Below are 11,967 nucleotides of genomic sequence, written 5' to 3' on the forward strand. Positions count from 1 at the left end.
GCCGTGAAGGCCCCCTTGCCTACCCTGAAGGTAGTGAAGGAGGCCTTCACGGACTCTGGGTCCCTCAAGGCGACCTTCACGGACTGCCGCCTGGCGGGCGATAGCAAAGGTCCCTTGCTCCCTTCCTGGGGATCCCCTCGAAAAGTGTCGGTGGGGGTGCGTAGCGTTGCGCGCGGGGTGATCCGATGGAGCAGATTGGTTTCGACTTCGGCGTCGAAGCGCCGCGCAAGCTGACGAAGGTCTCGCCCGCGCGCCTCGCGACGTTCGAAGATTGCCCGCGCCGCTACCGCATGGCGTATCTCGACCGCCCGTCTCCGGTACGCACCGGCGCCTGGGCGCACAGCACGCTGGGTGCGGTGGTGCACAACGCTTTGCGGGCGTTGTTCGACCTTCCGGTGATCAAGCGTGTGCCGCAGCGGGCGATGGCGCTCGTCGCCGAACACTGGAAGGACGCCGGGTTCGAAGACGCCGACCAGGCCGCCCGGTATCGCGCCAGGGCCAAGGCCTGGGTCGCGGAGTACGTCGAGCACAACGACGTCAGCGTCGATCCCGTCGGGCTCGAGCGCTGGGTTTCGGCGCCGGTCACGCTCGAGCCGGGCAGCGGGCCCAGCCTCATCATCGAAGGCCGCGCGGACCGGATCGACCAGCGCGGCCGGGAACTGGTGATCATCGACTACAAGACCGGCCGCCGTGAGCCGGACGAGTACGAGGCGCGGTCCTCGCAGGCCTTGGCGCTGTACGCGGTCGCGGCCGCCAGGACGCTGCGGACGCCGTGTTACCAGGTCGAGCTCCACCACGTGCCCACCGGGACCATCGCGGCCGCCGAGCACACCGAAGAGAGCCTGAAGAGGCATCTCCAACGCGCCGACGAGACCGCCGGAGATCTGCGGCTGGCGGCGGATACCCTGGACGCCGGCGGCGACGAGGACGTGTTGTTCCCGGCGCGCCCGGGCCGTCGTTGCTCATGGTGCGATTTCCGGCCCAGTTGCGCGGCAGGCCAGGAGGCCGGGCCCGCGGCTCAGCCGTGGGAGCTGTTGGCGCCCTAGTTTCTCGAAACCCGACGATTGGACAGGCGAGGACGTGTCGTCACCGGACACCGAAGAGCTCGCGACCGTTCCGCCCGCGGACGAGCCCGTGAAGCCCGGAAGCGGCCGGTTCTGGCGCGGGCTGACCGGATCGCTCGCGGCCGGGATGGCCGTGCTGGCGGTGTGCGTCGTCGCGATCGCCTCGATCTGCCTGTTCACCGGCGCGCCGGGGCCGGGGCCGCTGATGCTGATCGGCCACCCGGTCGCCGCGGTCGTCGCTCTGCTGGCCCAACGAGTCGCCGACTCGCGTAACGGCCGCACCGCGGGCGGCGCCGGTCTCGTGGTCGTGGTGAGCGTGACGGCCGCGCTGAGCCTGTTCTGGTGGAGCTGACACGGCAGGAAGGTGTCATTGACCGGAAAAGGCGCGCCGTCCCGGCGAAAATATGGCTCACTGGGCAGGTCGTGGACGAACACGCTGCCCCGCAGCGAGGACGAAGGGCCTGTTGATGACCTACCCACCCCAGCCAGGACAGCCCGACCAAGGTCATGGCGGGCAGCAGTATCCAGGGCAGCAGCCGGGCCAGCCGTATCCGGACCAGCAGTCGGGCCAGCAGCCGTACCCAGGCCAACAGCAGCAGTACCCGGGGCAGCAGCAGTACCCGCAGGGCGGTTACGACCAGAGCGGCGCGTACCCGCAGCAGCAGTATCCCCAGCAGCAATACCCCGGCTACGGTCAGCAGTACGGGCAGGGCTTCGGCGGGCCACCCGCGCCCCCGAAGAACAACAAGACCGGCCTGATCGTGGGCATCGCCGCCGCGGCCGTGGTGGTGCTGACGCTGGGTATCACCGGGTTCGTCGCTCCCGGGTTCTTCCTCGGCGACGACAAGGCCGAGAAGACGTCCGGCCCGGAAGGAACCGCGCAGGCGATCATCGACGGCATCAACGCCCATGACAGGGCCGCGTTGACGGAGCTGAAGTGCGGGAGCGCCGAAAAGGACATCGACCAGATCATCGAGCGGGTCAACGAGGCCTCGGACGCTTCGCTCGGCCCGGTCACGAAGGTCTCCGAGACCAAGGCCACGGTCGCCGTCACGCTGACCGTCGCGGGGCGGCCGGGCACCGCCACCGGAACGCTCGTCAGCGAAGGGGGCAAGTGGTGCTGGAAGGAAGTCAGCCGGCTGCGTACTTCCCGGACTTCGACGACGCGCTGACGGCCGCGGCGGGAGCAAGGGACCTTTGCTACCGCCCGCCGGTCATTTGAGGGCGACGAGGGTGGGGCCGCGCTGCTCCAGCAGCACCGGCCCGACCGAGGAAAGCGACACCGGGCCGGTGTAGCCGCGACGGTCGACGCCGACGGTGCGGATCGTGGCGCCGGTCGTCTCGTCGAGTACGGCGAGCCCGCCCTGGATCGGCACGACCAGCTGTTCCCCGAAGGTCACCCCCGGGCCGGTGGAGTTGTTCAGCGTCCAGCGCGGCGTGAGGTCGTCCCGCGAGAACGCCATGGTCTTCGAACCGGTGAACCAGTAGACGCCCTGCGCGGTCCACGAGGTCGTCATGACGCCACCCACCGGATCCGGCGAGATTTCCGCCTCGGGCAGGTCGAGCGGGTACGCCGACTTCTGCAGGCCGTCACCGCCGTAGATGACCAGCAGTTTCTGCTCGGGCAGCACGATCAGCGCGAGATCGCCGGACATCGCGACCACCTTCGCGTTCTTCCCGGCGAGCACGGTGCTGTAGTCGACCTTCGGGTCGTCGGCCTCGTCGTTGGTCGCGCGGTAGACGGTGAAGCGGTCGGCCGGGTCGCCGGGGCAGCGCTCGATCACGCCGATCTTGCCCGCCGCGGCGGCCACCGTGCCGTACGTGCAGCCTGTCCTCGGCTGCTTGTTCGGGTTCACGATGGCGGGGACCTGGCCGTACTCCATGCTCTTGACCAGGTCGTCGCGCCAGGTGTTCAGCAGCTTCTTGCCGGTCGTGGTGACATGCGATCCGTCGACGACAAGCCTCGTGCCGAGCTCGGCGTCTCCGTTGCGTTGCGCCGTGCGGCGCCCGGTACCCGCGTCGAGCTGGGTGACCTCGCTGCAACCGGTGTCCTTGCGGTACACCGCGTCCACCTTGATCCCGGCGAGCGCGACGGTGCACAGTTCGAGATCGCGCGAGTAGCGCCACCGGACCTCGCCGGTGTACGGGTCCCGGCCGAGGACTTCGCCTTTGTCGGCGGTGACGACGCTGTTGGCTTCGCCGATCGGGACCGGCGTCGCCGAACTCGGTGCCTGCCACAGCTCACCGAGGGAGCCGGGAACCTGTGCCGGCGCGGGCGGGAGCCCGGGCGGCAGGGTGGTGGCGACCTGGGCGACCGTCGCCGCGTTGTCGCTGGTCACGCCGATGACGACGCCGGTGACCGCGACGACCACCACGATCGCCGCGGCGATCACGCGATCCCGTTTGCGGTTCCAGGGCGAGGGCCTGGCGCGTTTCCCGCCCAGCGGTGGCTGGGTGGCCACCGGCTGAGCGGGATCGGCGTCCAGCACGTCCTCGGTACCGATCGCGTTCTCGGCCGTCTCCGGCTCGCTGCCGTCCGGCTGCTCGGGATCGGCGGGCACGGGCCGCGCCGGTTGGTCGTCCGGCGCGGCGTCCCAGCGTTCGCTCACGTGCCCCTAGCTCCCCATGTCCGCAGGATGAAAGCTCAGTCTGCCGACGCAGGTGTATCAGAAGTCGCCGAGGGACGGCGACGGCGGCGTCGGCGAGCCGGACGCTCGGCGCTGTCGCCGGCCTCCTTCTCGACCGCCGGGCCGCTGACCTCCGGGCTCGGCTTCGCGGCGCCGCGGCTGCGACGACGGGTCCGCGTGCGGCCCTCCGACGAGGTCTCGGTGGCCTCGCCCTCGGCGCCTGCCGCCGAAGCCGCGGCGGCGTCCGCCGCCTCGATCTTGGCGGCCGCGTCGGCGCCACCGCGAGTCCGCTTGCGCGGCGCGCGATTCCGCTTGCGAGGAGCCTCTTCGTCACTGGCCGCGCGACCACGGCCGCGGCGCTTGCCGCCCAGGTCTTCCTCGGCTTCGGCCGAAAGACCGGCGCGGGTCCGCTTCGACAGCGGGAGGCGCCCGGTGGTGCCCTCCGGGATGCCGAGGTCGCTGAACAGGTGCTTCGACGACGAGTACGTCTCGACCGGCTCGGGCTTGTCGAGGCCGAGGGTGTCGGAGATCAGCTTCCAGCGCGGCTCTTCGTCCCAGTCGACGAGGGTGATCGCGACGCCGGTGCGTCCCGCGCGGCCGGTGCGGCCGATGCGGTGGACGTAGGTCTTCTCGTCCTCGGGCGTCTGGTAGTTGATCACGTGCGTGACGTCGTCGATGTCGATACCGCGGGCGGCGACGTCGGTGGCGACCAGCACGTCGACCTTGCCGGAGCGGAACGCGCGCAGCGCCTGCTCGCGGGCGCCCTGGCCCAGGTCACCGTGCACGGCGGCGGCCGCGAAGCCGCGCTCGACGAGCTCGTCGGCGACCTTCTGCGCGGTGCGCTTGGTGCGGGTGAAGATCATCGTCAGGCCGCGGCCTTCGGCCTGCAGCGCGCGGGCGATCAGCTCGGGCTTGTCCATCGAGTGCGCCCGGTAGACGAACTGGGTGGTGCGCTCGTGGATGGCGCCGGCGTCGTTCTCCTCGGCGCGGATATGCGTCGGCTGGTTCAGGAACGTGCGGGCCAGCGTGATGATCGGCCCCGGCATGGTCGCCGAGAACAGCATCGTCTGGCGCGCGTCCGGAACCATCCGCAGGATGCGCTCGATGTCGGGCAGGAAGCCCAGGTCGAGCATCTCGTCGGCCTCGTCCAGCACCAGGCCGCGGATCTTGCCGAGCACCAGGTGCTGCTGCTCGGCCAGGTCCAGCAGACGGCCCGGCGTGCCGATGACGACGTCGACACCCTTGCGGAGCGCCTCGATCTGCGGCTCGTACGGGCGGCCGCCGTAGATGGCCAGCGTGCGGATGCCGAGGTGCTTGCCCGCGCCCTTGAGGTCGTTGGCGACCTGGATGCACAGCTCACGGGTCGGCACGACGACCAGCACCTGCGGGGTGCCGTCGCCGGGGACCTCGACACGGTGCAGCAGCGGGACGCCGAAGCCCAGCGTCTTGCCCATGCCGGTGCGGGCCTGACCGATCAGGTCGTCGCCGGCCATGGCCAGCGGCAGCGTCAGCGCCTGGATGGCGAAGGTGCGCTCGATGCCGGCCTCGCCGAGGGCCTTCACGATCTCCGGCTTGACGCCGAAGGAGGCGAAGGTGGGGGATTCGGGCTCCACCGGGGCGCCCGCCTGCAGCGGGTGCGACGTGTCCAGCGCAGCCGGGCCTGTCTCGCTGTGCTCCAGCGCAACGGCCTCCGGGACGCCGGTGGTGGTGTGCTCTTCGGTTGTGGTTTCGTTCGTGGTCAGGGTGCTCGCCTCTCTCGTGACCAGCGCGCACTGCCCTGGTCACCAGATCGACACTCGACCACGAAATTTCGCTCGGGCTCCGCGCTACTGGCGCTGGAGCGGCCCTTCGTGGGAATGCCGCAGGATGGCGTGCACGCACATCGTTCTTGTGCTGACCGGGGCCACACCGGCTGTCCTTCAGCCGCAGCGGCGTCCCGATCCGGGACGGAAGATCCGTCGTATCCGGCGGCCAGTCTACCTGATCTGCGGTTTTTCGATAGCCCCCGGCGCGCCGACGAAGGTGGGATCGGTCTCTTCCGGACCGGGCGGGTGTGTTCGGCGATACCCTTTCCGCCGTGACCGAGGCAAAGCAGATCAGTGAAGGCGTAGTCGATTTGCTCGGCGTACTCGCCTATGGGGAATTGTCCGCATTCGATCGCATGGCCGAGGACGCGCGCACCGCGCCGACGCTGTCCGGCCGGGCCGCGCTGGCGTCGATGGCGGCGGCCGAGATCGGGCACTACGACCTGCTCGCCAAGCATCTGAAGGGGCACGGCGTCGCGATCGAGGACGCGATGCGGCCCTTCGTCGGGCACATCGACGCCTGGCACGCCTCCACGGCGCCGCGTTCCTGGCTCGAGTCGCTGGTGAAGGCCTACGTCGGTGACGGGCTCGCCGCGGACCTCTACCGCGAGATGGCCAGCTGGCTCGACCCCGAGACCAAGGACCTGGTGCTCACCGTGCTCGCCGACACGGGGCATTCCGCGTTCGCCGAGCGCGAAGTCGCGGCCGGTATCGAGGCCGACCCGAAGGCGCGCGACAAGCTCGCGCTGTGGGGCCGCCGACTGCTCGGCGAGGCGTTGACGCAGGCCCAGTACGTCGTCGCCGAGCGGGACGGGCTCGCCGAACTGATCGTCGAAGGCTCCGGCGACCTTTCGGGAATCGCCGCGCTGTTCCGCCGGTTGCAGCAGGGGCACACCAAGCGCATGCAGGTGCTGGGGCTCGGCTGAGGTCACTTCGGCTAGCCTTGGCGCACCAGTAATTTCGAACTTCAAGCGGAGGTCCCACGTGGAGGTCAAGATCGGCATCAAGGACACGCCGCGAGAGCTCGTGGTGTCCAGCAGCCAGTCGCCCGACGAGGTCGAGGAACTGGTCGCGAACGCCTTGAGGGCCGGCGACGGGATCTTCCGCCTCGACGACGAAAAGGGCCGCAAGTACATCGTGCCCACCGACCGGATCGCCTACGTCGAGATCGCGCCGTCGGATGTTCGCAAGGTCGGCTTCGCCGTTGGTGACTAACCCGATCGGGTTGTAGTCGGATGTCACAGTGGCGTCACCGCCGCGTCTCAGCCAGCTCTCAGATTTGATCGTCACGCTAAGGCGGGGACGGCAGGGGGCTAGCCGAGAAATGAGGTGGACGGCGTCACTGTGATGGACCGCGCGCTGGTCGACGGCGTGCGCACTGTTCCCGACCAAGGCAAACGGGCCGTAGGGCGGCTGACCGGTATCGATGTCGCCCGCGGCCTGGCCGTCCTCGGCATGTACGCGGTGCATGTCGGCCCCGATCCGGCCAAAGGCGGCGTCGGGGTGCTGTTCAAACCGTTCGAAGGCCATTCCGCGGCGTTGTTCGCGGTGCTGGCCGGGGTCTCGATCGCGCTGATGTCCGGCGGGCGCCGCCCCAAAGAGGGCCGCGACCGGACCCGTGTCGCGCTCAAACTGGCGACCCGCGCCCCGCTCCTGGTGGCGCTGGGGCTGTGGCTGACCAGCCTCGAGACCGGCTACATGGTGATCCTGGCCTACTACGGGGCCTGCTTCCTCTTCGCGATCCCGTGGCTGCGCGCGGGCGCGAAGGCGCTGGCGATCGCGGCGGTCGTCGTCGCCGTGGCCGGCCCGCTGCTCTCGCATCTGATCAGGGCGCAACTGCTGCCCCGTGACCTGCTCTTCTTCGCGCCGGATCTGACCGCGGACGACGTCACGTCGACCGGGCTGCTGAAGGCCGCGACCGTTCTCGTCCTGACCGGCACCTTCCCGGCGTTGACGCTGATGGCGTACGTGTTCGCCGGGATGGCGATCGGGCGGATGGACCTGACTTCGCGCAGCGTGTGCCGACGGCTGTTCTTCGGCGGTTCCGCGCTCGCGGTGGGCGGGTATTTCGTGTCGTGGCTCGCGACCGGGCCGCTCGGTGGCATGCAGGCGATCTATCGGTCGCTGGAACCGGCCGCCGCGCAGATGGGGATGACGCCGCCCGAGTTCCTGCGGCTGCACCAGACCTGGATCCACGGCACGCCGCCGACCACCAGCTGGGCCTGGGAACTGCTGCCGACGGGGACCTCGTACACGCCGTTCGACCTGCTGATCTCGATCGGGATCGCGGCGGCGGTGATCGGTGGCTGCCAGCTGCTGATGCCGAAGTTCGAACGCGTGCTGCGGCCGCTTTCGGACCTGGGCGGGCGGGTGCTCAGCGCGTACGTGCTGCATTTCGTGGCGATCGCGCTGCTGTGGGACGAGAGCGACGGCGACTCGATCTTCAGCGTGCTGCACTTCGTCGAGTTCTCGGCGGTCGCGCTGACCGCCGCGGTGCTGTGGCGGAAGTTCGTCGGGCGCGGGCCGCTGGAATGGGCGATGAACAAGCTGTCGAGCTGGCCGAAGTACGTGGTGCCCGGTGCTCGGGTGCCCGCTCAACGACAGGGCTGAATTTTTCCGATAGCGCGTGAAGGCCCCCTTCCCTCGGCTGAGCCGAGGGAAGGGGGCCTTCACGCGCTAAGGGGTCAGGCGTTGAGTTCGTTCAGTTCTTCGAGGCTGGTCGGCACGTGGAAGGGCGGCGTGCTGGTGCCCATGATGCGGTAGCGGTCCCACGGGTCCGGGTCGGAGAGCTCGCCCTTCGCGCTGTACTCGCCCGCGCGGATCTCGACGGCGGTCTTCTTGCCGCCGGCGGCCGCGGACACCCGGTCGTTGGTGGCGACGCGGCCGTACCAGCGGTAGTACCCGTCGATGGGCTGGAAGTAGCCCCGCAGTTCCACCGTGGCCGCGATCTCGGTCCCGTCGATCACGAGGACCGCTTCGCCGGCGTAACCGTCTTCGTCGTGCTCGCTCATTGCGCCTCCGATTCCTTCCGCATCTGGACGACCTTGTTCTCTTCGAGCGGCAGGTTCGGGTCGATGACGATGCCCTGCTGCCGGGAGAGGCCGTCGATCGCGGCCCAGATGATCTGCGTCAGGTACTCGACGACGCTGTCGCGGCCCATCGAGCGCCGGTCCAGCCACCATTCGCCGGTGCTCTGCACCATGCCGACGATGCCGTGCGCCCACGGCTCGGCGGCGCCGGAGTCCATGTTGAACATCCGCATGTAGTCGCCGAGCAGCGCGGTCAGCGCGGTGGCGATCAGTTCCTTGTCCTCGGCGACGACGTCGGATTTGACGACCACCTTCTCCTGCAGGCCGCCGCGGGCGAGCAAGCGGTACAGGTTCGGGTGCTCCTCGATGACACTGAAGAAGGAGTCGAGCGCCATCCGGATCCGGGGGACCGGGGCGAGCTCGGAGTTGATGGCCGGGATCAGCCGCTGGAAGAGGATCTCCGTGCCGCGCTGCCCGAGCGCGACGTACAGATCCGCCTTGTCGTCGAAGTGCCGGTACAGCACGGGTTTCGTGACGCCCGCTTCGGCGGCGACGTCCTCCATGCCGAGGTCCGGGCCGTGCGTGTCGAGCGCGCGAAGAGCGGCCTCGACGAACTCCGCGCGGCGGGCGATCCGGTGCTTGCGCCAGCGGTCGCGACGGGCGTCGCCCGTGTCGGCCTCACCCGCCGTGGGGTGCTTGCTCGACTGCTTGCTGTTGCGCTTGACACGTTCGATCACCCCAGTCATGCTACCAGAGGTAACTGTTACCACGAGTTACAGATAGGGGTGTGTCGGCAATGACGCGGGCGCTGAAGGAAACAGACCGGGAGAAGACGGCCGAGCGGCTGCTCAAGTCCTCCGCGAACAAGTTCTACGATCCCGACGTCGACATCGACTGGAACGCCCCGCTCGTCGACGGGAAGCGCTTCATCCCGGCACACCGTTCTTCGCTCTACGGCACGAAATTGTGGGACTCGTTGTCCGAAGAGCAGCGCATCGAACTCGGCAAGCACGAAGTCGCGAGCGTCGCCACGACCGGGCTGTGGTTCGAAATCCTCCTGATGCAGATGCTGCTCAAGGAGGTCTACGAAGAGGACCCGACCAGTTCGCACGCCCAGTACGCGTTGACCGAGATCGCGGACGAATGCCGTCACTCGACGATGTTCGCGCGGATGGCTTCGCGGATCGGCTGCCCGTCCTACGGCCCGGTGCCGTGGCTGCGGCGGCTGGCGAAACTGATGCCGGCGATCAGCTACGGCCCTGCGCGCTACGGCGCGATCCTGGTCGCCGAAGAGGTCCTCGACCGGCTTCAGCGCGAGCAGATGAACGATCCGGACATCCAGCCGCTGGTCCGCATGGTCAACCGGATCCACGTGCTCGAAGAAGCCCGGCACGTCACCTTCGCCCGCGAAGAGGTGACTCGCGGGATGGCGAAACTGTCGAAGAAGGAAATCGTCTATCAGCAGTTCATCATCGCGCTTGTTTCGTATTTCGTGACTCGGGCCTTCATCAACCCGAACGTCTACAAGGCCGTCGGCATCCGTCCGCGTGACGGCGTCGAAGCCGCGCTGAACAACCCGAACTGGCGCGAAAGCATCCAGTGGGCAGGCGAGAAGATCATGCCGTTCCTGCAGGAATCCGGGCTGGTCGGCAAACCGGGCATGTACTTCTGGCGCAAGTCCTTCCTGCTGCCGGGGAAGCGATGAGGAGCGTCAAGCAGCGCGACGCCGTCTCGTGGGACCCGTCGCGGCGACATCGTTTCGTGACCGGTGACGGCACCGCCCTGCACGTCGAGACGAGCGGGCCCGCCGACTCCGAGCTCACGCTGGTGCTCGTGCACGGCTGGACCCAGGACCACCGGACCTGGGACGGCGTGGTGGCGCGGCTCGGCGACTCCGTCCGAACCCTGCGCTACGACCTGCGCGGCCACGGCGGTTCCGCGCCGGCGAAACCGGGGACGGCCACGATCGCGACCCTCGCCGACGACCTCGCCGAGCTGATCCAGGACCGCGTCCCGAACGGGCCGATCGTGCTCGCCGGGCACTCCATGGGCGGCATGACGATCATGGAACTTTCGCGCAGGCACCCCGATCTCGTGGCCCGGCGCGTCGCAGGGGTCGCGTTCGTCGCCACGTCGTCCGGTGAGATGGACCGGATCACCCTCGGCCTGCCGGGGATCGCGGGCAGCGGCGCGGCGAGGTTCGAACGGAGGCTCGCGAAGCTGCTCGCGAAGAACCGCCGGGACGCCTTGCCGCTGCCGCTGTCGGTGGTGCGGCCCGGTGCGCGGCTGCTCGTTTTCGGCCGTCGGCCCGCGCGGGCCGACGTGGACTCGGTCGCCGAGCAGCTGCTGTGCGCGCATCCGGCGAGCGTCGCTGGTTTCCAGGACGCGATTTCGCGGCACGACTGCCGGGTCACGCTGGCCGCGCTGCAGGGCAAACCGGTGGTCGTGCTCACGGGGGAGCGGGACCGGCTCTGCCCGCCGCCGCACGCCAAGGTCATCGCCGACGAGCTGCCGGAGGCCGAGTTCGTGCGCTATCCGGGCGCCGGGCACATGCTCCCGCAGGAACGGGCGCAAGAGGTTTCGGACCGCATCGCCGCCCTCGTCCGCCGCGCCGCGAGGGTCTGAACAGGGGAGCAAGGGACCTTTGCTACCGCTTCTCTCGACATTGAGACAAGTGGTAGCAAAGGTCCCTTGCTCTCTTTCTGCAGGTCAGGGCTTCGGATGACGTGCCTGAAGACGTCGCGAAAGCCACTTTCGGGACATCAGACGTCGCGAAAGTGGCTTTCGCGACGTCCGGGGGTGGGCCCGGCGGCAGCAGAGAGCGGCCTTCGCGACGTGCGGCGCGGCGAGGCGGTAGCAAAGGTCCCTTGCTCTCCTCAGAGGTTCGTGTAGCCGTGCGCCAAGAGGCGGACCCCGGTCTCCCGGTAGGCGTCCTGGTCGTCGACGGCGAGGGTGGCCAGCCCGTCGACGTAGCGGTTGAACATGCAGAACGCGGCCGCGATCAGGACGGTGTCGTGGATTTCGACGTCCGTCGCGCCCTCCGCGCGGGCCGTCTCGATCAGGTCTCCGCCCACGGCCTTCCCGCTTTCGCGGACGGCGAGCGCGACGTGCAGGAGCGCCTTCACCTTCGCCGAGACGGGTGCGCCGTCGACGTCCTTCCAAGCCGCCTCCACGACCGGCATGCCGCCTTCGAGCGCTTCGGCGGCGACGGCGGCGTGACTGCGTGAGCAGAACGTGCAGTCGTTGCCGCGCGAGACGACCGCGCCGATCAGTTCGCGTTCGCCCACGCTGAGGCTGCTCGGGCCGCGAAGCAGAACCTCGGCGAGCTGCCCGAGCGGCGCGGCCGTCTCCGGTCGGTAGGCGAACAGGGCGGTGATGCCGGGCAGGTTCTCGTCGAGCGCGATGTGGGGCATGGATGACTCCTCGCGGATCGGCAAACGCG

The 11,967-nt window shown here is 69.2% G+C and carries 13 protein-coding genes; 8 read left to right on the forward strand and 5 right to left on the reverse strand.

Going from position 1 to position 11,967, the window contains the following annotated elements:
* The first annotated feature begins 185 nt into the window (after nucleotides 1-185).
* The 3 genes from ACOCEP_RS16715 to ACOCEP_RS16725 all read left to right on the forward strand — a co-directional run bounded on the left by ACOCEP_RS16715 (nucleotide 186) and on the right by ACOCEP_RS16725 (nucleotide 2,236).
* Nucleotides 186-1,046, forward strand: coding sequence for a RecB family exonuclease (locus ACOCEP_RS16715; RefSeq protein ID WP_410651995.1), 861 nt, complete (start codon nucleotides 186-188; stop codon nucleotides 1,044-1,046).
* A 34-nt stretch (nucleotides 1,047-1,080) separates the two neighbouring features.
* A complete protein-coding gene (locus ACOCEP_RS16720) occupies nucleotides 1,081-1,416 on the forward strand; it encodes a hypothetical protein (protein ID WP_482338240.1) in 336 nt (111 codons plus the stop codon).
* A 115-nt stretch (nucleotides 1,417-1,531) separates the two neighbouring features.
* Nucleotides 1,532-2,236, forward strand: coding sequence for a hypothetical protein (locus ACOCEP_RS16725; RefSeq protein WP_482338244.1), 705 nt, complete (start codon nucleotides 1,532-1,534; stop codon nucleotides 2,234-2,236).
* 42 nt (nucleotides 2,237-2,278) lie between these two features.
* On the opposite strand, the gene ACOCEP_RS16730 is transcribed toward ACOCEP_RS16725, so the two are convergent.
* Both ACOCEP_RS16730 and ACOCEP_RS16735 read right to left on the reverse strand, forming a co-directional pair.
* A complete protein-coding gene (locus ACOCEP_RS16730) occupies nucleotides 2,279-3,673 on the reverse strand; it encodes an Rv3212 family protein (RefSeq protein ID WP_482338246.1) in 1,395 nt (464 codons plus the stop codon).
* 35 nt (nucleotides 3,674-3,708) lie between these two features.
* On the reverse strand, nucleotides 3,709-5,304 hold the full coding sequence (locus ACOCEP_RS16735; protein WP_482338247.1) for a DEAD/DEAH box helicase: 1,596 nt from the start codon (nucleotides 5,302-5,304) through the stop codon (nucleotides 3,709-3,711).
* A 464-nt stretch (nucleotides 5,305-5,768) separates the two neighbouring features.
* Between ACOCEP_RS16735 and ACOCEP_RS16740 the strand changes: the two genes are divergently transcribed.
* The 3 genes from ACOCEP_RS16740 (at nucleotide 5,769) to ACOCEP_RS16750 (ending at nucleotide 8,106) form a co-directional block, all read left to right on the forward strand.
* Nucleotides 5,769-6,422, forward strand: a complete 654-nt coding sequence (locus ACOCEP_RS16740) for a ferritin-like fold-containing protein (protein WP_043848581.1) — start codon at nucleotides 5,769-5,771, stop codon at nucleotides 6,420-6,422.
* Nucleotides 6,423-6,480: 58 nt separating this feature from the next.
* Nucleotides 6,481-6,711, forward strand: coding sequence for a DUF3107 domain-containing protein (locus tag ACOCEP_RS16745; RefSeq protein WP_016331489.1), 231 nt, complete (start codon nucleotides 6,481-6,483; stop codon nucleotides 6,709-6,711).
* Nucleotides 6,712-6,825: 114 nt separating this feature from the next.
* The gene (locus ACOCEP_RS16750) at nucleotides 6,826-8,106 is read left to right on the forward strand and encodes a heparan-alpha-glucosaminide N-acetyltransferase domain-containing protein (protein WP_482338249.1); all 1,281 of its coding nucleotides are present in this window, start codon (nucleotides 6,826-6,828) and stop codon (nucleotides 8,104-8,106) included.
* Between the two features lie 74 nt (nucleotides 8,107-8,180).
* On the opposite strand, the gene ACOCEP_RS16755 is transcribed toward ACOCEP_RS16750, so the two are convergent.
* A complete protein-coding gene (locus tag ACOCEP_RS16755) occupies nucleotides 8,181-8,507 on the reverse strand; it encodes a DUF4873 domain-containing protein (RefSeq protein ID WP_482338251.1) in 327 nt (108 codons plus the stop codon).
* On the reverse strand, nucleotides 8,504-9,271 hold the full coding sequence (locus ACOCEP_RS16760) for a TetR/AcrR family transcriptional regulator (RefSeq protein ID WP_038519016.1): 768 nt from the start codon (nucleotides 9,269-9,271) through the stop codon (nucleotides 8,504-8,506). Before ACOCEP_RS16760 ends, ACOCEP_RS16755 begins: the two co-directional genes overlap by 4 nt.
* Before the next feature lie 50 nt (nucleotides 9,272-9,321).
* Between ACOCEP_RS16760 and ACOCEP_RS16765 the strand changes: the two genes are divergently transcribed.
* Together ACOCEP_RS16765 and ACOCEP_RS16770 are read left to right on the forward strand one after the other, a co-directional pair.
* The gene (locus ACOCEP_RS16765) at nucleotides 9,322-10,230 is read left to right on the forward strand and encodes an AurF N-oxygenase family protein (protein ID WP_482338253.1); all 909 of its coding nucleotides are present in this window, start codon (nucleotides 9,322-9,324) and stop codon (nucleotides 10,228-10,230) included.
* Nucleotides 10,227-11,150: an alpha/beta fold hydrolase gene (locus ACOCEP_RS16770; RefSeq protein ID WP_482338255.1), complete on the forward strand. Its 924-nt coding sequence runs from the start codon at nucleotides 10,227-10,229 to the stop codon at nucleotides 11,148-11,150. Before ACOCEP_RS16765 ends, ACOCEP_RS16770 begins: the two co-directional genes overlap by 4 nt.
* 251 nt (nucleotides 11,151-11,401) lie before the next feature.
* Here ACOCEP_RS16770 and ACOCEP_RS16775 read toward each other — a convergent pair whose 3' ends face one another.
* The gene (locus ACOCEP_RS16775; protein ID WP_482338257.1) at nucleotides 11,402-11,938 is read right to left on the reverse strand and encodes a carboxymuconolactone decarboxylase family protein; all 537 of its coding nucleotides are present in this window, start codon (nucleotides 11,936-11,938) and stop codon (nucleotides 11,402-11,404) included.
* Between the last annotated feature and the right edge of the window lie 29 nt (nucleotides 11,939-11,967).

The sequence above is a fragment of the Amycolatopsis sp. CA-211722 genome (assembly GCF_056828465.1).

Bases quoted from the DNA above. Each gene is read 5' to 3' on its own strand.
- ACOCEP_RS16715 (WP_410651995.1), top strand. From the start codon at position 186: ATGGAGCAGATTGGTTTCGACTTCGGCGTCGAAGCGCCGCGCAAGCTG.
- ACOCEP_RS16725 (WP_482338244.1), top strand. From the start codon at position 1,532: ATGACCTACCCACCCCAGCCAGGACAGCCCGACCAAGGTCATGGCGGG.
- ACOCEP_RS16755 (WP_482338251.1), bottom strand. From the start codon at position 8,507: ATGAGCGAGCACGACGAAGACGGTTACGCCGGCGAAGCGGTCCTCGTG.
- ACOCEP_RS16760 (WP_038519016.1), bottom strand. From the start codon at position 9,271: ATGACTGGGGTGATCGAACGTGTCAAGCGCAACAGCAAGCAGTCGAGC.
- ACOCEP_RS16765 (WP_482338253.1), top strand. From the start codon at position 9,322: ATGACGCGGGCGCTGAAGGAAACAGACCGGGAGAAGACGGCCGAGCGG.
- ACOCEP_RS16770 (WP_482338255.1), top strand. From the start codon at position 10,227: ATGAGGAGCGTCAAGCAGCGCGACGCCGTCTCGTGGGACCCGTCGCGG.
- ACOCEP_RS16775 (WP_482338257.1), bottom strand. From the start codon at position 11,938: ATGCCCCACATCGCGCTCGACGAGAACCTGCCCGGCATCACCGCCCTG.